Below are 19,440 nucleotides of genomic sequence, written 5' to 3'. Positions count from 1 at the left end.
CGTGTCTGTTTTTAGTCAGTTTTTTGGAGTCAGTTGGCAGCAAATGCAGGCCAAGGTGCGTTATCGCATCCTGATATTAACTCTGTTACCGATTTTACTAACCTTGATCAGTTTAGTTTTCATCACTATTTACTGGAATATCAGCTACACAGGCAAGCAGCTGTTTATGAAAGTAAAAGCTGATTTAACTGTGGCAACTAACACCTTAGAACAGGTTCAAAAGCAACAAGAGATTCAACTACTTAATGTTAGTAAGTCTTGGGATTTTCAAAATGCATTCCTAGAAGTCGATAAAGGGAGTCAAAGTGAGTTAGCCGCGCTCAATCGTTACCTCAAACAGCAAAAAGATATTCTTCAGTTAGATGTCTTACGATTAATCAGGCTCGAAGAAGCTAATGCCGATCCAGATTTACGTCAGATGTTGCCTAGAGTTGAAAACAAAGCCTTATCAGGTTTAATGGTGTTATCTGCTAAACGATTAGACAGGTTAGATCCGAGTTTAGCTAAACTCGCAAGGGTGCCATTGTCTGCAACTATGCGTGCAGAAGAGCCTACAAAGATTGCTGAAACTCGGGGCATGTTAAGCCGGACACTGCTGCCGATTGCTGATGAATCAGGTCAAGTAAGCTGGTATTTGGATGGGGCAACATTGTTCAATCGAGATACGGTTATTGTCGACCACATTCGGGATCTTGTTTACGACAAAGGTACATTACCTGAGCGCTCAATAGGTACCGTGACTATCTTTTTAGATAATGCACGGATTAGCACCAATGTGCCTATGGACATGTTCTCTCCGAATAAAGATCTCCAATCACGGGCGTTAGGCACATTAGTATCCGAAGAAGTTCGTCAAAAGGTGTTGGTTGACGGCACGCCATGGGTTGATCGTGCTTTCGTATTAAATGATTGGTTTATTTCAGGTTACTCACCGTTAGAAGATGTGCGTGGAAAACGAATAGGTATGATTTACACCGGCTTTTCTGAAGCGCCATTCATTCACACCTATATCTTAAACATCATCGAACTGGGCACCATATTAATGTTAGTGCTCTTGGTGTCTGGCTTTCTGGTGTATCGAGGGGCAAACAGCTTACTTGAACCAATCGAACGTATTCACCATGTGGTAAAAGCGGTGCAATCAGGCCGAGATTTGCGGATTGGTGAGCTTGGATTAGATAGGGATAATGAGCTATCCAATCTTGCTGAACAATTTGATCATATGTTGGATTTACTGCAGCGCCGTAACTTACAGATACAGTCTGCTGCTGAGCAGCTTGAAGTCAAAGTAGAAGAACGAACTCGCAGCTTGCAAGACAAAACTGAAGAGTTACAACGCAATGTGGCCTTACTCAATGAAACTCGCCAACAGTTAGTCACCAATGAAAAGCTGACAGCATTAGGTGAGTTAACTGCTGGTATTGCCCATGAGATTAATAATCCGACGGCAGTGATCTTGGGTAACATGGAGTTGATGAAATACGAACTTGGCCCCAATGCAAATGTGGTTGAAGAAGAAATTGAGTTAGTGATCCAACAGGTTGGCAGGATAAGCACGATTATTCGCAGTTTGTTGCAATACAGCCGTCCTGGTGAATTTAATGCCCCACTTGAGATGCATCAAGTGCAGTCAATGATTGAAGAAGTGTTAGTCCTGGTTCGACATTCGATTGAAAAGCAAAAAGTAGAACTGATTCAGCAAGTCAATACAACAGCAGAAGTCCAAGTTAACCGCCCTCAGGTTATTCAGGTGTTGATTAACTTAGTGGTCAATGCTGCTCATGCTATTGAGAGTAAAGGCAAGATTTGGATTAGAGCTGATGACTGGATAGAAAATGGAAACGTGGTGGGCGTAAAAGTAGAAGTAGAAGATGAAGGTGTGGGGATTGCACCAGAGCGCTTAAGTCGAATCTTCGATCCATTTTACACCACCCGCAAGGATGGAACAGGTTTAGGTCTATCGTTGAGCTACGGTATTATTAAGCGCATTGGCGGCACCATTGAAGTTAAATCGACATTAGGAAAGGGCACTGTTTTCTCTATTGGTATTTATAATAAAGCCAAAGAAGAGCAAGCGGATAATCCTTATGATGGCTTACATTTTGGTGCGGTAGATGACACGAATGGCTAATTTATGGGTGTCATTTAATCTTATGCGACAAATGCTATGTGGCAAGTGTGATGTGACAAATGTGGTACAGCTAAGACGTAACACGAATTATAGGCAAAAAAAAGCCGGGTGATGAACCCGGCCACAAAGAGTGTGTGAGCAATGTCGTGCTTGCATACTCAGTAGGGTAATAGGAGATGAAGCTATTATCTTAACTGAGCTTTGGAACGCACATAAACAATAATCATTCTCATTATCGTTTGCAATCATTTATTCAAATTAATTACCTACTTTACATTCTCTTTACAACCTTTTTAGTCCCTGCAGTATTTATTTTCAGTTTTATTTTTAGCTTTTCTATTCAAAAACAAATTGTTACCTCAATTGTATCTATGTCGTTTCCAAGGGGGTCAAATGTGGGTGTTTGCATGCTAATTAATGGAAAGCCGATAAGGGAAATAGATAACGAGAGGGCGTTTAACGAAAGAGCTTAATCTGCGCTATTCACTGAACGATAATAAGAAAAGATATAATCGGAAATTAAAAGCTGACTAAAAGGCACGAGTAGAGGTTTTTAAACCACTAAATTTTAGGCGAAAAAAAGCCAGGTGATGAGCCTGGCGTTTAAAGAGTGTATGAGCAATGATGTGCTAATTCAGCGTATTTAATAGGAGATGAAGCTATTAACATTACTGAGTTTTGGAACGCAATCAAATAGTAATCATTATCATTTGCGTTTGCAAGTCAATTGCTCAATATTTTTCAATTTTGTTATAAAAAAGCACCGTAATTGAAAATACTCTTCATTTTTCATTTCATAAAAGTCTTTAAGTTAATGATTTAAAGCGACTTTTGTAAATGTAATTTATTTTTAGCAATATTGCTGTGGCTTTCAACCTGTGTGATCTGATATTGATTCGCCACTAACATATTCAGCATCGCTTTATATTGATTACGGGTTTTCACTTCTAGACGACTAAACCCCTGTGCTGCAGCCCATTTCTCTTGGTATTCAAGCATAGATTTTGCTAGACCAATATTTCTGAAATCAGCCACTACACCACCTAACCAACTGTAGAAGCAATGCGCTTCAATTTGGTACCCCAATTTAAAACCAGCCAGCTCACCTTCAACATAAGTCAGTAAAATTAAGCTGGTCTTGTTACTCAGTCTTTGCTCAATAGATTCAATCGTTTGAGCACGATCTAATTCACTAATTTGAGCCGTTAATAAGGCAATTTTTTCAGCTAGCTCAGCTGTCAGCTCTGTATGAGCTTCGATTTGGATATTTAACATTTAATCTTCCGCAAGGCCGATAAACTTATCATGCTTACAGTAGAACTTTTCTGAACTATCTAGCATGGATAATTTAAACGGTAAAAAACACCTAAGCATTATATCTCATCGTACCAGTTGGGTCGTGGTAGTGATTAAAAAGTGCAGTATCGATCAAATTATCGCCAATCATTTTGAGCTTAAGCAAGACGAAGGCGATAAATAGTGTCGATATAGCTAGGTTATAGCTGGTTTATCGCCGTTATTCTCTTCCGTGTTTGCGCTGGTAGTAATCAGCTTTTCGCTGAGCACTTTGAGCAATACACCGTAAGCAGGCAGGAACAAGCCTAAACTGACAATAAGTTTAAATGCATAATCCACCATGGCAATTTCAGGCCAGTGTTGAGCCATAAAGGTATCTGTAGAGGCATAGAAAGCCACACTGAAGAAGACAATAGTATCAACGAGGTTGCCAAATAAGGTTGATGCCGCAGGGGCAATCCACCATGCTTTTGCTTTACGCATTTTGGCAAATACAGTGATATCCATTAACTGACCGACTAAGTAAGCGACAAAGCTGGCGAAGGCGATACGAAATACAAACTGGTTCCATTGAGCTAATGAATCTGTACCTTGAAAAGCGCCATTATGGAAAATAACCCCCATAACATAGGAAATCACAAGCGCTGGCAGCATAGCTTTAAAAATAATACTTCGAGCCGCTTTTTGACCAAATATTCTGACCGTTAAGTCGGTGGCTAAATATACAAACGGAAAGCTGAAAGCACCCCAAGTGGTGTGGTAGCCAAATATCTGAAAAGGGAGTTGTACCAAGTAGTTACTGGCACAAATAATAATGATATGAAAACTGACAAGAAACATCAGTGCTCGACGACATTGCGCCTGCGTTAGTTTTAACATGTTGTAGCCTTTTTATTGGGTTAGACGGGGTGAGGGAACCCGTATTTGAATGAGGTTGGCAGTGTTATTTGATTGATTATCGCGAACGTTTTGCTCTTTATCCAAATTGGATTAAAAATCGTCAGCTACGCCAAGGAGGACGCATTATAGAGAGCAAAAATTAAGATGCAACTATCAATTGTGTTTTTTGGTGTTGAGTCAGCTAAACCTAAGCACTAGTTAAGTAGCTAGAGTGTAAGTAGCTAAAATTTAAGTAGCTAAAGTTAGCAGAGCGTTATAGCTCGACCAATATGGATAAAATAGTGGTTAGTTTATTTTCAAGCTCTTGCCATTCCGCAAGTGGATCAGAACCAGCAACAATACCAGCACCTGCAAACAGGTTAATTCGTCCCGGTTCGATTAAGGCGCTGCGAATAGCGACCGAAAATTCGCTTTCATATTTATTTAAGTAACCACAAGCGCCGGCATACCAACCGCGATTATATCCTTCACGTTGGCGGATAAAACTGAGTGCCGATTCTTTTGGTAATCCGCCAACCGCAGGTGTTGGGTGTAAGCCTTGAAGTAATTGAAAGTCATTTACTCCTGCTTTTAACTCTGCGCGAATTGAGCGATGTAAATGCTGAATATGGGTGAGTTTAAAGATTTTAGCTGATTCATCAGCACCAACATAATTGCTCAGAGGGGTGAGTACATCAACAATCTCTTGTCTAACCAATTGGTTTTCATGGCTGTTTTTTGAGTCTTCTAAAAGCTGTTTAGCTAAAAATTCATCTTCTTCCTGATTGAGCCCACGCACAGTCGTCCCAGCTAATGCTTCAGTAAACAATTCTTTTTGTCTACGCAAATATAAGCGCTCAGGCGAGCATGATATAAAGGTTCTGTCTGGGCTGAACTGAAAGCCAAATTGAAAACTATTTGGGTTTCTGCCTTGCCAACATGCCAGCACCATCCAAGGGTCGACAACATCATTAATTTCAAGTTGAGTTTGACGAGACAGCACTACTTTAGGCGTGGTTTGATTGAATTTTGGTTGAGTGACCTGTTCAACCAGCTCTTTCCAACGCTGATAATTAGGTAAGTCACTACGGCCCATTAACGGTAACTTGTTAGGAGGAGATAATGGCTTTGCAGGTTTTAACTGTTTAATGGCTTCAATCGCTGCTTCGCATTCAGTTTGTTGCTCTGTATCTTCAAAATTAAGATTGACCAAGAGTTTGACAATATTGCCATGACGTCGAAGTTCGATACGTGGCAACACAAAGCGTGTGCGCCCAAAATCAGGCCAGCATTCTACTGTGCGATCAAACGCGACGCCGCCATAATAGCGAATATCTTGATTACTGCTTTTACCGCGTTGTGATTGGTAAATCGATGACAGTAATTCATCATCAATTTCTTGTTCTTGTTTGAAGTCTTTACAGGCGCCAATAGCGGCAACTTCTTCCTGTTTATCACGCCCATGCCAATAAATTCGTGGATACTGTGTTTGAGCACCTAACCAAGACAGTAATGGAATTGACTTTGCTTCCACAGAAATCTGCACTATGTGTTCTTTGGCGTGAGCCAACTTCATAGCGTTTAGCTTGTCGATTAACTGGCTAAATTGCTCAGAAAAAATGTGGCTAGGCAACAAAGACTCCAATAGTTGATAACTCAAATTGATGAAATGAGGAAGAGTAATATGGGTTTATGTAAATTATGCCTTAAGTTAATGAAGGGTTCAAAAACTGTCAATCTTAAGCCGCAATTGCTGTGATCTTAATTGCTAATATAATCTATAAAAATGGGCGATAATGATAATCAATCCCGCTAACTGCCTGAATTTGAACACTGTTAAAGATTAGTACATTTTATTTGGAGTATTTAGCCGAGACAGGATAAAATAACGATACTAAATTTACATATTTAACATTTTAAGTCATAAGTATTAGCATTATTCACTACTACTTCTTTACCGTATTCGGAGATTTACCCGTTAATGAGTCAGATTGATGAGTCAAAAGATATCATTCGCATTCCAGTAAGCCGCTTAGGTTTAGGGATGTTTGTGGTAGCGATTGACCGTAAAGAAAGCAAAGTGGCCATTAGCAATGCAGGACAAATTAAGCATCGTGACTCAATTGCGAAACTGGATAAAGCAGGTATCAAAACTGTTTGGGTGGATGTTGAGCGTTCATCTGATAGTTGTGGCTTAAAGAAAAACAATTCAGCTAAATTAGCACGAAAACCAGTAGCTACCCGCGAAACCAAGCAAACTCAAGCGAAGAAAATTCTCTCTGAGGCGAAAAACCTCGTGCGGAAAGTGCTGTCTGAAACTTATGAAGGTAAAGCGGTTGAAGTCGCGCCTTTTGAAGACATTGCAGACAAAATGATTGAATCAGTGATGGATGATGCCGATGCATTAAAGTGTGTTTCAGCGTTAAGAACAAAAGATGCCTATTTACTTGAGCATTCTGTCAATGTGGCATTTTTGTTGGTGACATTTGGTAAGCATCTAAATCTCGATAAAGCATTATTGAAAGAAATGGCTGTGGGAGGAATTTTGCATGATATTGGTAAAATTCAAGTGGATAACAAGATCCTCCACAAACCAGGCAAACTGACTGATGAAGAGTTTGAAGAAATCAAAATGCATCAGGTGTACGCAAGAGATATCATGCAAGAAACCACTGGTTTATCGCAAGTGAGTAAAGATGTTTGCTTAATGCATCATGAAAAGCTAGATGGTAACGGTTATCCCAATGGCCTTAAAGGTGATGAAATACCACAACATGGCCGTATGAGCTGTATTGTTGATATTTTTGATGCCTTGACAGCCACTCGTTGCTATAAAGAAGCAATGAGCCCTGCGGCTGCGTTTAAAATTTTAATGAAGTTAACCCCATTTCATCTCGATCAAACACTCGTTTATGAGTTCATCCGCTGCGTCGGGATTTACCCAGTGGGTTCACTAGTGCAATTATCTGATGAAAGAGTCGGCATTGTGTGGGAATCAAAGGGACGTGATGCCTTAAACCCTGTGGTGAAGTGTTTTTATTCGCAAAAGCATCGACGTTATACCGATGTCACCTTTGTTGATTTACGTAAATCAGATTTAAATATTGAGCGGGGTATATCTCCTCGTTCGCTTGAAGTCGACCCTAGTCCATTTTACTAATTCACAATAAATATCAACGCTCAATGAACACTCATGAGAGCGTTTGAAGTTAATTACTTACCCGTGTTTTTTTGATTGCTCCCATTCACCAGCGTCACCCTTTTTAGCTTTCTTGTTGTATATTCCCTTTGACTTACTCTCAATCCATTTTCGGAGATAAAATGAAATCTTTGGTTAGCATTAGTGTCATTCTACTTTCTTTAGCGTTGCTTATTCCTGGGGTGACACAACCTATTTTGACCATTCAAGGCAGCATCGAAAAAGCTGAGTTGGTTGAAACTGGGGTCAATATATTTACCGACAGTTTATCTGAAAGTTCGCGAAGTAGTGCTCGCAGCATGATGGAGATGGCCATTAATATGTTTGGGTTTGATTCCATTGAAGGCGAAGTCGAGGTGTTTTATAAAACCCGCAGCATTGTCGATACTGTCAATGAGCTTTATCAGTCAAATAATGTGCTTGTCGCAGCTTTAGTTGGCATATTTAGCATGGTGTTTCCTGCATTAAAGCTACTCCTCATGCTGGTTATTTGTTTACCATGGTTTTCTCGTCAGCAGCAAAGTGTGATTAAGGTGATTAGTGCAATCGGCAAGTGGTCAATGGCAGATGTATTTGTTGTTGCTTTGATTGTTGTTTATATGGCGGGTAATGCTTCAGCGGGAATGGGGGAATTATTAAAGACCACTGCTCAATTTGAACCTGGCTTTTATTTTTTCAGCGCTTATTGCGTCTTTTCAATCGCCAGTCATTGGATGGTTACGAGTATATTTATCAACCCAGCAGAAGATGTGTCTCATAAATTAGCTAACAGCCACACGGCGTAAATTCTGAGACGGCTTAGCTATTATTTTTGTATTACTTATTGAAAAAGTTACTATTTAAATTATCCAATAAGCCTGTCTTTAAGTAACTACAGTGTAATTCAGCATAACTTAGAAATAATCAGTATTGGCGGCTTAAATAGACTCTTCCGATAATTGCCTTGAGTATCCTAAATCGAGGCAATGATGATTTCATTGTTTAAAGCAGGGTTAAAACCCCAATCTAAAATAAAAATGTACAAAGCTATCGCGATTATCAGCTTGTGCATTATTGCTATTGTTGCTTCTGTGCAAACCACAGGACTAACCCGTGCGGTGATAGAGCTATTAGCTTTTGGCGGGCTTATTGGGCTCGCGTTAGCTAAGCCCTATATTCAGACACAAGCATCACAGGACGCTGAGTAGCGACCTCCCAGCAATATTCACATTGCTAGATTTCGTGCTGCTTTACTGTTTTTCCTATCCTTCACTATCTTATCCATAAAATATAACCCAGTGATGAACTGCCAATTGCTAGCCAGAGTAGTACGCCTAACAACAGAGGCTTAGGTCCATTGGCGCGCATTTTACTGACTGTGATACCCGCACCAATCAAGAATAAACACACAATCAATAATTGCTTCGACACGCTAAAAAGCACGTCATAGACAGGTTGGCCTTGGGGAATAAAATAAGCCGTTAAAATAGCTAAACAATAAAAACCAATAAAGTACGGAATAGATATTTTTGACTTATCACCACCAAACGCGATGGCGCTGAGTAAAGCGATTGGAATTATCCACAAAGCGCGAGCTAGCTTAATCGTGGTTGCCGTTTTTAAAGCTTCATCGCCATAAGCTGACGCAGCGCCAACAACTGAAGAAGTATCGTGAATCGCAATCGCGCTCCAAACCCCAAAGTCATACTGGCTCAATGATAATGCATGACCAATGGTTGGAAAGAGGAACAATGCGGCTGAATTGAGTAAAAAAATACAGGCGAGCGATACAGCAATTTGATCATTCTTAGCATTAATCGCAGGCGCGACAGCGGCAATCGCGCTGCCACCACAAATCGCGGTGCCACAGCTAATCAAGTGGCCAGTTTTATCTTCCAACTTCATTAATCGGGTTAACCCGAAACCCAATATAAGGGTGAAAAAAATAGAGCCAACGATTAAGCCTAAGTTATTGCTACTTGCAGAAATTGCTTCAGGTAAATTAATACCAAAACCTAAGCCGACAATAGAATAAGCCAATAGCTTTTTGGTGATTTTATTTAAATCGATACTTACTGGCACCATACCTAAGCTGGCAAGAGTAAAGCCCATTAGCAAGGCTATTGGAGAGGAGATAATTGGCGTTAAACATATCAAACCTACAGCAATAAATAGCCATAATTTGAATTGTACAGAAAAACCACTAGTCATGAACAGTCACTCAAAAAATTGATGGTCTATTGTAGCAATTCGAAAGACATTGAACGATAACAGAAGATGAAAAACCATCAGCTAGAATAACTTTTGTCGTGTTGCGGCGCTTGAGTGATATTTTAATCGCGAAATATCGTGACTTGATTATAATAACCGCACTAATGATGAGTTTTACAGATGGTATTAGAGATGACAACGTCAGCAAACTTAGCTACACCCCACTTTTTGCCTGAGAACACTTTATTGCTAAATGCGATAACCGAAGGTGTTTACGGTTTTGATCTCAATGGTAATGCCGTATTTATTAACCCAGCAGCAGAACAAATGACAGGTTGGGAAAGTGCTGAATTAATTGGCAGAAATATTCATGACTGTCATCACCATAGTCACGCTGATGGTAGCCCTTATCCTCAGCATGATTGCCCCATTTACCGAACCTTGCACGATGGTGTTGCTCGTCAGGTATCGGAGGATGTTTTTTGGCGTAAAGATGGCACTAGCTTCCCCGTTTATTATAGTTCAACCCCTGTTTATGATAACGGTGTATTGATTGGAGTCATCGCGATATTTCGAGATGTCAGTATACAAAAACATACCGAAGACTCCCTGCGCGAGGCATTAGCACAGGTGCAGGCACTGTCGGAGCGACTCGCCTCTGAAAATCAATATTTACTTACTGAGCTTCAAGGAAAGCAAGGTGCGATGGGGTTATCTGGTAACAGCCAAGCAATTAGCCATTTAACTCAGCAAATCAACCTAGTGGCTAATACCGACAGTACCGTGTTGATTTGCGGCGAGAATGGCACAGGTAAAGAGCTGGTGGCGCGAAGCCTTCATCAATTAAGTCACCGCAAAGATCATCCTTTAGTAAGCGTGAACTGTGCGGCCTTTTCTGCATCAATATTAGAAAGTGAACTGTTTGGTCATGAAAAAGGCGCTTTTACTGGTGCAGTTAGCAGACGCAAAGGTCGATTTGAGTTGGCCCATAATGGCACCTTATTTCTCGATGAAATTGCCGAATTAAGCCTTGAAGCCCAATCAAAGCTATTGCGAGTAATTCAAGAACAGGCCTTTGAGCGAGTCGGCAGTAGCGAAACGATTAAGGTCAACATTCGACTAATCGCCGCAACTCATCACGATTTACAAGCACGAGTAGAGCAAGGCTTGTTTAGAATGGATTTGTACTATCGACTCAATGTGTTTCCTATTATCGTGCCGCCCTTACGACAACGTCGTGAAGATTTACCTGCATTAGTCAGCGACTTAGTCGCTTCTTTAAGTCAGAAATTAGGCAAGAAAATCACCAAAGTGAGTGCCCAGGGTTTAAAGAAACTTCAGCAATATGCTTGGCCTGGCAATGTACGTGAACTGCAAAATCTAATTGAGCGCGAAATCATTCTGACGCAAACTCAAATGCTGGATTTTAAGAGCTTATCGCTTAACTCTGCTCAACAAACTGACTTATCGACTAATCAGTCCCTCACTATGGCGCAAGCTGAAGCTGCACATATTGTCAAAACGCTAGAGGCTACTCAATGGCGAATTTCTGGGGCTCATGGCGCAGCTGCGGTGCTTGATATGCCACCAAGTACCTTACGTTCGAGAATGAAGAAGTTATCCATTAGCCGCTAGATGATTTGGTTAAACAGAAAGATAAGTTCGATTGAGTCACGGTATATCGCCAATTGGTGATATGTCGTGACTTATTAAGTAGCAGATGTTATTTATAGTGATTAAAATCAGGTGGTTATGTTTTTATTGTGATTGGCGCAGGTTTTGCTATTTAGCGTACAGCTAATAAGAGAAAACTAGGAACCACACAATGTCAGATCCAGTATCGTCAGAGCCAGTATCAAGTCGGTTACCCACTTCTTCCACCCAGCGCATTCCCGTTGTTAATGTTAGCGCTTCAGGCAAAATTCATGTGCGAGAACAGCAAGGCGTGTTTCAAAAGATCCGTCAGCACACTAATACTTTGCTAATAGCCATATTTTTCATTATCCCTTTCCTCAATTTCAACGGGCGTCAGGCCATTTTGCTTGATGTGACTGAGCAGCAGTTTTTCTTTTTCAATATTACCTTGTGGCCGCAAGATTTCACTGTGTTGGCCTGGGTGTTCATGGCCGCGGCATTCGCGCTGTTTTTTGTCACTGTGTATTGGGGCCGAGTTTGGTGCGGTTTTTTATGTCCGCAAACTGCCTGGACAGCTATGTTTATGTGGGTTGAAGCGAAAATTGAAGGTAATCATCATCACCGTACTGCATTAGATAATGCGCCGTTATCTGCATCTAAAGTGGGCAAAAGGTTGTCAAAGCATACTGCTTGGGCATTCATTGCATTAGTGACAGGTTGTGGTTTTATGGGGTACTTCATGCCTGCACGCGACTTGTATATTGATATTTTCACTTTTAGCAGCGGTTTTTGGACCGGAGTCTGGGTGTGGTTTTTTGCACTCTGTACTTACTTAAATGCGGGTTGGATGCGAGAGATGATGTGCTTGCATTGCTGCCCTTATTCACGATTTCAGGCGGTGATGTTCGACTCGAACACTAAAACGGTCAGTTATGACGCGGCTCGAGGTGAAAATCGTGGTCCTCGTAAGCGCAATAAAAGAGGAACAGACATCGACAAAGTCGTTAAACTTGAAGGTTTAGGTGACTGCGTTGATTGTCATTTATGTGTAGATGTTTGCCCAACAGGTATTGATATCCGTAATGGACTGCAATATGAGTGCATTAATTGTGGTGCCTGCGTTGATGCATGTAATCAAACGATGGAAAAGTTTGGGTATCAGCCAAACCTTATTAGCTTTACCAGCGAAAATGCCCTTGAAAAAGGCCAGAAACCGTCTATCTGGTCAGTCAAAGCGCTGGGCTATGCGAGTGCGCTATTAGTGATGTTGGTGCTTATTGTGATGGATTTGAATAGTCGCACTGATATTCAATTAAATGTAATTCGTGATCGCCAAAGTCTATATCGCGTGATCAATAGTCAGCCGGATAATGAAGTGATAGAGAATAGTTATTTACTGAAAATACGTAATAAAACTCAGCAAGCGGCTTTTTATAATATCAGTATTGCTTATGACAACGTGTCTGCTTATGAATTTGAGATTGAAACCGAAACCTTGGTATTGATTAAGGCGGCTGAACAGTTGGAATATCCTTTAACGGTCACCAATGTAATGAGAGATAATCTTGGCATGACAGCAGGTAATGCACGTGATGAACTCACCTTCTTGATCACTGAAGTGAATTCAGCGGCTGAAATTGACTCTCAAAAACCGTTAAATCAAGTGTCTCAAGAATCGCGATTTTTTAGGCCTTAGACGGGCGACTTGAAACCTTTGGCTAGTCTATTTATCGCGCCATTGACCCAAGCTTATGTCAAAAACTAAAAAGCCAACCGATTCGGTTGGCTTTCATTACAGACTAATAATTATTACAAAGCTGCAATGGGTTTAAAGCAATACTAACGCCAACTAGCGCTGATGCATTGCGTAATCAGTACCGTCTTTAGCGGTAAATACTTTGCAATTTCCTTCTGTCGGTAAACAGCGAGAATGCAGCATGCTTACCCATTGCTTATAAGGCGTAGGTAGGTTTTTAATTGGCAATGCAACTTGTATATCTTCAATGTGTGCAGGGTCGTTTGCACCTAGTTCGCCATTTCGATCAAAACTTACTTCAACATGGGTATCGTTGTTTTTTAGTACGATAGAAGTTGGATCACTTTTATGACCGGTTAGCGCAACAAATTGACAAGGATTTTGTAATCCACATTGGCTACCATCTTTCATAAACGCTAAAAGATGCGTGTAGTAAATAACATAGCTACTGACATCGGCATGTGAGCCTTCTGTAAGTGGAAAATTGTCATCTAAAAATACTTTCGCATTGTTAATTTTATCTGCGTTAGTACTGGTCGCCACAAATTGTTCTTCAATGAAGTTGTTAAGGTTGTGAGCGGCTGTGTTGGTGTGCATTGTTGTCATAGTCATAACCTTATCCTCTTCGCTTGGGTCATTACACTGACTGGTTGTTTAACTCAGCTCAGTGTTACTTCTATTTATTTCTGATTCATGTTGTAAGTTCAGTAAGCAAATCTTAAAAACTGTTTCCCGATTGCTTAATTTGTAGTCTAGAGTATTTTTCACTACAATTTCACAATAAAAATTTTACACTGTGAATTTTACAAAATGCGTAATGATCAAAGCTTAATGAGAAAGTCACATTTTCTTGGCACCAAGATTCGAAATCTACGTAAACGAAATCACCTGACGATGGAAGATTTATCGGCCAGGTGTATTCGTGTCGATTCCAGTTCTGCGCCTTCGGTATCGTATCTGTCGATGATCGAGCGAGGTAAGCGTGTGCCCAGTGCTGGGATGTTGGCTGTGATTGCGACAGTGTTTCAAAAAGAGGTGGAATGGTTCTTAGATGACATGCCTGAAGAGCAATCCATTACGCCAGAAAAAGGTCGCCGTGGCGGTATAAGTGGCATGCCACTTGAGCCCAGCTTCTTATTTTCAAATGATATTCTACAGATTGCGATCCCTGAAATGTTGTCACAAACCGGCACATCAGGAAGGCAATTTGCGCAGTTACTTATTCGTGCTCATCAAGAGCATCATCAGAATCACTTCCCTGATCTTGAACGCGCCGCAGAAGATATCGGCAAGAAACAAATGCCATTAAGCGCCGATGAAATGCTCAGTACAGCTAAAAGTATGGGGCTAAAAATTAAGTGGATTGATGAAATTCCTACTGAAGTCTTGGATGAAACGGGGGCGAGTTCTGCGCGGCTGACGACATCATTTTTTGAACCGCCAGCGACAATTTTTATTAATAAAGCCCTAAAATCTAATGCGCCAAGATTGAAATATGACCTAGCAGTGCATATTGGTCATTGTGTTTTACACAATAAAGATGGCTTAAAAAGTGTCATGACTTCAGGGCGACGTATTGAGGCTGATGACGATGCCACCATGCAATCAAATACCCTAAATGCGCAAGATATTTTGCACGCTTGGCGTGATTTTGAATCTAGCTTTTTTGCAGGAGCATTGTTGTGCCCTAAGGTGCCATTTAGACAGCTACTTGACCGCCACGGTTACGAGATTGATATCCATAAACAATTGCAAGTTTCGGCTTCTGTGGCGATGAGACGGATGACGGTGGTTTCGCCTTATCCGCATTGGCATTACTTTGATGCTTATGCGCCAGGAAAGCTTAAGGCCGTTTATCGTGGTAATGGTATTCCACTGCCTTGGGGTAATATGCGCATTGTTGAAGACCCTTGTCATCACTGGGCTGTGTTTAGAAAAATCAATGAGCCTTCAACAGGCACATCAGCGCAAATATCGATTTTGAATGTGGGTAATGAACCGCGAATTTATTGTTGTGAATCGATAAAAGTAGATGATTCCGCAGGTAACCCACATGTGTTGTGTGCTGGGATTGATCTGAATCCTGCCATTGAAGCACAAGGAAAAGATGCGGTTAAAATTACCGAAGATTTAAAGCAAGCCTGTGTTGAAAATGGTGGCTTAGTGGCGATTCCAAAAGCCATTAAGGCGGATCTCACTAGTGTGGCTAAAATACTCAATATTAATTGGATTGAACGTGGTATCGAAAATGATGCTAGGGTGATTTGTTCACGTGGTGCAGTGTGTCCACGTCAGCCAAGCTGCTATGCCAGTGGCAAAGCGCAGTGTGAATAAAGCCCTTTGTTTGCTGTGTTATGTGAATAAGCCCTATGCAGAGCATAGGGCTTACCAGTTAAGTAAACATACGATTAAGCAAATTATTAAGCCAAGTATCGAGCTGTAGTTGGGCTGATAACATTTGCCCATCATTGTTATTAAATGGACAGTCATCGCCAAAAGCGAGTTGTAGCTGCACGATTTGTGCTGTATCCCACTCAGGGTGAAATTGCACACCCACTTGCCGCTGATGATGGAACATTTGCTGAGGCCAAAGGGAAGAGCTTGCCGTAATTGTTACTACAGCATCTGTGAAATTAAACCCTTGATAATGCCATTGAGGCACCTGCAGCAATTGGTTATTATCAAAAAGCACTCGCTGCCAGCCTAATTCTGGCTTTTTCAACGGGCTTAAGCTTGCGCCCAATGTTGAAGCTAATAACTGGGCCCCTAAACAAATTCCTAAAATAGGCATGTTACGCTGAACAGCTTGGTTGATAAGTGCCAGCTCTGCTTGCATCCAACAGGGACTATCGACCACATCCATTGGCCCACCTAATATGATTAATCCATCTATTTCATCTAATCTAGGTAAGCAGTTATTCGGCGCCATGAAGTGCACCAAAGTGTGCCCCTCAATGCTGGCCCAATCAGCAATTCTCCCAGCACCCTCGGCTGGGTGATGTTGGATTATTGCTATGGTTAAATTTGACATATGTTTTCCCTAATCGTCATTCCACTACTGCAATTCACCTGTTTCAAGGTAAATCTCAATCAGCTGTTCAGGCGACATTGATAAGTGCTCAGCTAATTCAACCTTTGATGCGTGCAATGAATTTGATAATTCTAGGGTTGTCGGAGCCGTGAATGGCCCAGCTTGTTTTTCAGTTGTAAGTTGCTCAGTAAGCGCAGAATTCACTTGAGAAGTCATTGGTCGGTCAGGGTTTAATACCCGTAAAAGGTGGTCGACTTCAGGCCTGTTTTTAAGTAATTTAATTAAAAACTGATTCTGGCTTTGGTTAGAGGCTGCAACCATTAAGTATTGAGCAATGTTGGTCTTCTCTTGGGCGGGTTGCATACTGAGCTCAGTAAAGATGATCACTTTATCAATAATAATCTTCTGCGATGAGAAGCGTGATGTTCCACCTCGCTCAAAATGTCCCTCTACAACCTCTATTTGTAAATGGGTGAGAGGGCTATCGCTGTTGGGATGTAAGCGCATTAAGTCAAAGGGCTTAGGGACAATCGTCCAAAGTTGTTCAGACTGCGTTGATTGTTGCGCTAGCTGCTGTTTGACCGCTTTGTCGGTTGCGGCATCACTAAAGTGAAATTGCATGACCATTTGTACATTATGAGGTTGATGATACATGGGCAAATGCGATGCAAACAAGCCATCATCGCCACCGAATAAGGTCATGCCGTGCAAACCAAAATGGCTGTCATTTGCATGGGAGGTGGGAGAAATAAACTGGCTGATGATGATAAAACATACTGCGATAAATCTGAGGTTGTACATTGTCGGCTCCTATCTGGAAAATAAATCAGATGGGGCCGTCCCCGGATGAATATCTACTGGCATACATCCCTTATGTGGAAGGTATAAGTAAATTGAGGTCGTCCTCAAATACCATTTTACTACAAACTAATAACAATTCGTAGATGTAGAAATAAGTAGATAACTTGTCATAAATCTCGAGAGCGCTTTGAATTGTTAGATGAGTTGATATCAGGTTAGAAGATTGAGAGGGGGGGACATTTTTGCTCGATAGGCGTGGTTCACTTCATACTGCTTAAGCAGGGTTACTTTTGGCTTCAATAAAAAATGTTCGCTGTTTGAACTCGCTCACATCTCGGATAAGTTTGTAACAAAATTTTGTCGACAGTTTACTAAATTAACATTATTTTAGCGTGCCTGTATTGCCGTTAATGTCATAAGCATTAGACAACCTGGCGTTTTAACAACGGTTCACGCACAGTATTCCAACTCTTCAAAAAGTAAACCTACCTGGCTGTCTCGCAGCATGGGGAAGCACGTGTGGTGTGGACTCTCTCAAATGAGTTTTTAATTGTTTCGGACAATGAAAATGAACAAACACTTCGAGCTTATCGATAAACCGACCTTTTTTGGTGCGTTAATATTACTTTTTTCAGTTGTGATCCCCTTGATGATATTCCCTGTAGAGGGAGCACAATGGATTGCAGTGGCTAAAACCTTCATGACAGATAAGTTAGGCTTTGCTTACCTTGCTCTGGGGTTAGCGGCATTTTTCTTTATGATCTATATCGTTTTTTCTGATATTGGTCAGATTAAACTAGGCGATCCAGATGAATCGCCAGAATTTGGTTTAGCCTCTTGGGCTGCAATGCTTTTTTGCGGCGGCATTGGTGCAAGTATTTTATTTTGGGGCACCATTGAATGGGCTTATTACTATCAAAACCCACCTTTTCAATTAGAGCCAGGTAGCGAAGAAGCTATTCGTTGGGCCGCCACCTATGGTCTATTTCATTGGGGACCGATTGCCTGGTGTATCTATATGATCCCAGCAATCCCAATTGCCTACTTTTTCTATGTTCGCAAACAGCCGGTGTTGAAAGTCTCTGCTGCGTTAATGCCAGTGATTGGCGAAGCCCACAGTTTTGGTAAAGTGGGAAAGTTTATCGATATTCTGTTTATCTTTGGTCTGTTAGGAGGTGCGGCAACGACACTTGGTTTAGCTGCGCCATTGATCAATGAAGGTATCAGTTACTTATTTGGCATCCCTACTACGACAGGTAGCCAAATTGGTGTGTTGATGCTGTGTACTGCTATTTTTGCCTATTCAGCTTATATGGGCATGGATAAAGGGATTAAAATTCTTAGTAATATTAATTTCTGGGGTGCATTAGGGTTATTACTATTTGTGCTGGTGTGTGGTCCAACCATTTTCATGCTAGAAACTGGCTTAGACTCCATTGGTCGAATGCTATCAAACTTCTTTGTGATGGCCACGTGGGCAGAGCCTTTTGGCGGCCTAGGGACATTTGAAAATACTCACTTCCCACAGGATTGGACTATTTTTTACTGGGCTTGGTGGTTGGTTTTTGCACCTAGTATGGGGTTGTTTGTTGCGCGAATTTCTCGTGGAAGAACCATTAAACAGATGATTTCTGGTGCGGTGTTCTTTGGTTCGCTTGGTTGCTCAATGTACTTCATTATTCTGGGTAACTATGGTTTATCATTGCAGTTATCTGGTCAATTGGATGTGGTGTCAATCCTCAATACTGACGGGGCTACCCGAGCAATTTTTGCTATTTTAGAGCAATTGCCTTTTAGTACGCTGGTTATAACGGTGTTTACTCTACTGTGTATCATTTTCACTGCCACTACATTTGACTCTATTTCCTATATTTTGGCGTCTGTGGTGCAAACCAACGTAACCGACGATCCTCTACGCTGGAACCGCCTTTTCTGGGCTTTTACGTTATCCCTCATGCCATCGGCATTGATGTTTATGGGCGGTTTAGCCACATTACAAACTGCTGCGATTGTTGGTGGTTTACCCTTGCTAGTGATTGCAGTCATGCTGATGATTTCTGGTGTTAAAGCAGCTTCGTTAGATTTGAGTCATCAAGATGACTATGTTGACCCTGTGATTAATATTTCTGATCTGCCTGATGTTGATCCATGGAGCAAAGAAGGCCAAGCTTTGGCTCGTTTTGAACTCTTACGGGACAATGCTATTGAAGCGGCCAACTCAGAGCGTGAAGCTAATGAAGCCATTTGGATGTTGAAAAAACAATTACGAAAAGAGGCATTATCTCGCGGTGAATCTAGTGTCGATTTAGGAGATGCACCAGATGATATTATTGCTAACTTGCAGCAGCTTAATGTAGATGCTTTAAAAGCAAAAGAGGCAAAACTTGCAGCATCTGAACTTGCACAGCAGGCTCGTGTCGCCTTTGATGTTTTGATGAGAGAAAAGGAAGAACAGGAGCTGTTACTTGAGCAAGAAGAAGTAAAACTTGCGATTCAAGCAAGACTAAACTCGCAAAGCTAAT

16 protein-coding genes are annotated in these 19,440 nt (G+C 41.3%); 9 read left to right on the top strand and 7 right to left on the bottom strand.

The genetic code is table 11. From position 1 onward, the window contains the following. The first annotated feature begins 1 nt into the window (after position 1). Entirely contained in the window at positions 2 to 2,131 is a 2,130-nt protein-coding gene (locus L2737_RS18795; RefSeq protein ID WP_248956750.1) for a sensor histidine kinase, read from the top strand. A gap of 819 nt (positions 2,132 to 2,950) precedes the next feature. On the opposite strand, the gene L2737_RS18790 is transcribed toward L2737_RS18795, so the two are convergent. Beyond that, entirely contained in the window at positions 2,951 to 3,406 is a 456-nt protein-coding gene (locus L2737_RS18790) for a GNAT family N-acetyltransferase (protein WP_102527010.1), read from the bottom strand. A 64-nt stretch (positions 3,407 to 3,470) separates the two neighbouring features. Between L2737_RS18790 and L2737_RS18785 the strand changes: the two genes are divergently transcribed. Beyond that, the gene (locus tag L2737_RS18785) at positions 3,471 to 3,611 is read left to right on the top strand and encodes a hypothetical protein (RefSeq protein ID WP_229370550.1); all 141 of its coding nucleotides are present in this window, start codon (positions 3,471 to 3,473) and stop codon (positions 3,609 to 3,611) included. A gap of 11 nt (positions 3,612 to 3,622) precedes the next feature. Here L2737_RS18785 and L2737_RS18780 read toward each other — a convergent pair whose 3' ends face one another. Beyond that, positions 3,623 to 4,306, bottom strand: a complete 684-nt coding sequence (locus L2737_RS18780; protein WP_102527009.1) for a 7-cyano-7-deazaguanine/7-aminomethyl-7-deazaguanine transporter — start codon at positions 4,304 to 4,306, stop codon at positions 3,623 to 3,625. Positions 4,307 to 4,580: 274 nt separating this feature from the next. Then, entirely contained in the window at positions 4,581 to 5,939 is a 1,359-nt protein-coding gene (locus L2737_RS18775; RefSeq protein WP_428848410.1) for an isochorismate synthase, read from the bottom strand. 348 nt (positions 5,940 to 6,287) lie between these two features. Between L2737_RS18775 and L2737_RS18770 the strand changes: the two genes are divergently transcribed. The 3 genes from L2737_RS18770 to L2737_RS18760 all read left to right on the top strand — a co-directional run bounded on the left by L2737_RS18770 (position 6,288) and on the right by L2737_RS18760 (position 8,692). Beyond that, positions 6,288 to 7,466, top strand: coding sequence for an HD-GYP domain-containing protein (locus L2737_RS18770; protein ID WP_248956749.1), 1,179 nt, complete (start codon positions 6,288 to 6,290; stop codon positions 7,464 to 7,466). Positions 7,467 to 7,627: 161 nt separating this feature from the next. Continuing rightward, the gene (locus tag L2737_RS18765) at positions 7,628 to 8,290 is read left to right on the top strand and encodes a paraquat-inducible protein A (RefSeq protein ID WP_248956748.1); all 663 of its coding nucleotides are present in this window, start codon (positions 7,628 to 7,630) and stop codon (positions 8,288 to 8,290) included. 180 nt (positions 8,291 to 8,470) lie between these two features. Then, entirely contained in the window at positions 8,471 to 8,692 is a 222-nt protein-coding gene (locus L2737_RS18760) for a hypothetical protein (RefSeq protein ID WP_248956747.1), read from the top strand. A 64-nt stretch (positions 8,693 to 8,756) separates the two neighbouring features. On the opposite strand, the gene L2737_RS18755 is transcribed toward L2737_RS18760, so the two are convergent. Next, entirely contained in the window at positions 8,757 to 9,695 is a 939-nt protein-coding gene (locus L2737_RS18755) for a YeiH family protein (RefSeq protein WP_248956746.1), read from the bottom strand. Between the two features lie 192 nt (positions 9,696 to 9,887). On the opposite strand from L2737_RS18755, the gene L2737_RS18750 reads away from it, so the two are divergent. Together L2737_RS18750 and ccoG are read left to right on the top strand one after the other, a co-directional pair. Then, complete coding sequence (locus L2737_RS18750; protein WP_229370554.1) at positions 9,888 to 11,330, top strand: sigma-54 interaction domain-containing protein; 1,443 nt, start codon at positions 9,888 to 9,890, stop codon at positions 11,328 to 11,330. Positions 11,331 to 11,520: 190 nt separating this feature from the next. After that, complete coding sequence (gene ccoG, locus L2737_RS18745; protein ID WP_248956745.1) at positions 11,521 to 13,026, top strand: cytochrome c oxidase accessory protein CcoG; 1,506 nt, start codon at positions 11,521 to 11,523, stop codon at positions 13,024 to 13,026. A 153-nt stretch (positions 13,027 to 13,179) separates the two neighbouring features. Here ccoG and L2737_RS18740 read toward each other — a convergent pair whose 3' ends face one another. Continuing rightward, positions 13,180 to 13,698 (bottom strand): aldolase/citrate lyase/malate synthase family protein, encoded by a 519-nt coding sequence (locus tag L2737_RS18740; RefSeq protein WP_102526999.1) that lies wholly within the window; start codon positions 13,696 to 13,698, stop codon positions 13,180 to 13,182. A 198-nt stretch (positions 13,699 to 13,896) separates the two neighbouring features. Between L2737_RS18740 and L2737_RS18735 the strand changes: the two genes are divergently transcribed. Further along, positions 13,897 to 15,420 (top strand): DUF3612 domain-containing protein, encoded by a 1,524-nt coding sequence (locus tag L2737_RS18735; protein WP_102526998.1) that lies wholly within the window; start codon positions 13,897 to 13,899, stop codon positions 15,418 to 15,420. A 58-nt stretch (positions 15,421 to 15,478) separates the two neighbouring features. On the opposite strand, the gene L2737_RS18730 is transcribed toward L2737_RS18735, so the two are convergent. Both L2737_RS18730 and L2737_RS18725 read right to left on the bottom strand, forming a co-directional pair. Continuing rightward, positions 15,479 to 16,117 carry a type 1 glutamine amidotransferase gene (locus tag L2737_RS18730; protein ID WP_248956744.1) on the bottom strand — a complete coding sequence of 213 codons (639 nt, stop codon included), beginning with the start codon at positions 16,115 to 16,117 and terminating at the stop codon, positions 15,479 to 15,481. Between the two features lie 24 nt (positions 16,118 to 16,141). Next, complete coding sequence (locus tag L2737_RS18725) at positions 16,142 to 16,918, bottom strand: hypothetical protein (RefSeq protein ID WP_248956743.1); 777 nt, start codon at positions 16,916 to 16,918, stop codon at positions 16,142 to 16,144. 568 nt (positions 16,919 to 17,486) lie between these two features. Here L2737_RS18725 and L2737_RS18720 point away from each other — a divergent pair. Continuing rightward, a complete protein-coding gene (locus L2737_RS18720; protein ID WP_229370560.1) occupies positions 17,487 to 19,439 on the top strand; it encodes a BCCT family transporter in 1,953 nt (650 codons plus the stop codon). Position 19,440: the final 1 nt, after the last annotated feature.

Source organism: Shewanella electrodiphila (assembly GCF_023283985.1).
GTDB classification, from domain to species: Bacteria; Pseudomonadota; Gammaproteobacteria; order Enterobacterales; family Shewanellaceae; genus Shewanella; species Shewanella electrodiphila.
This window is presented reverse-complemented; position numbering and strand designations above follow the sequence as displayed.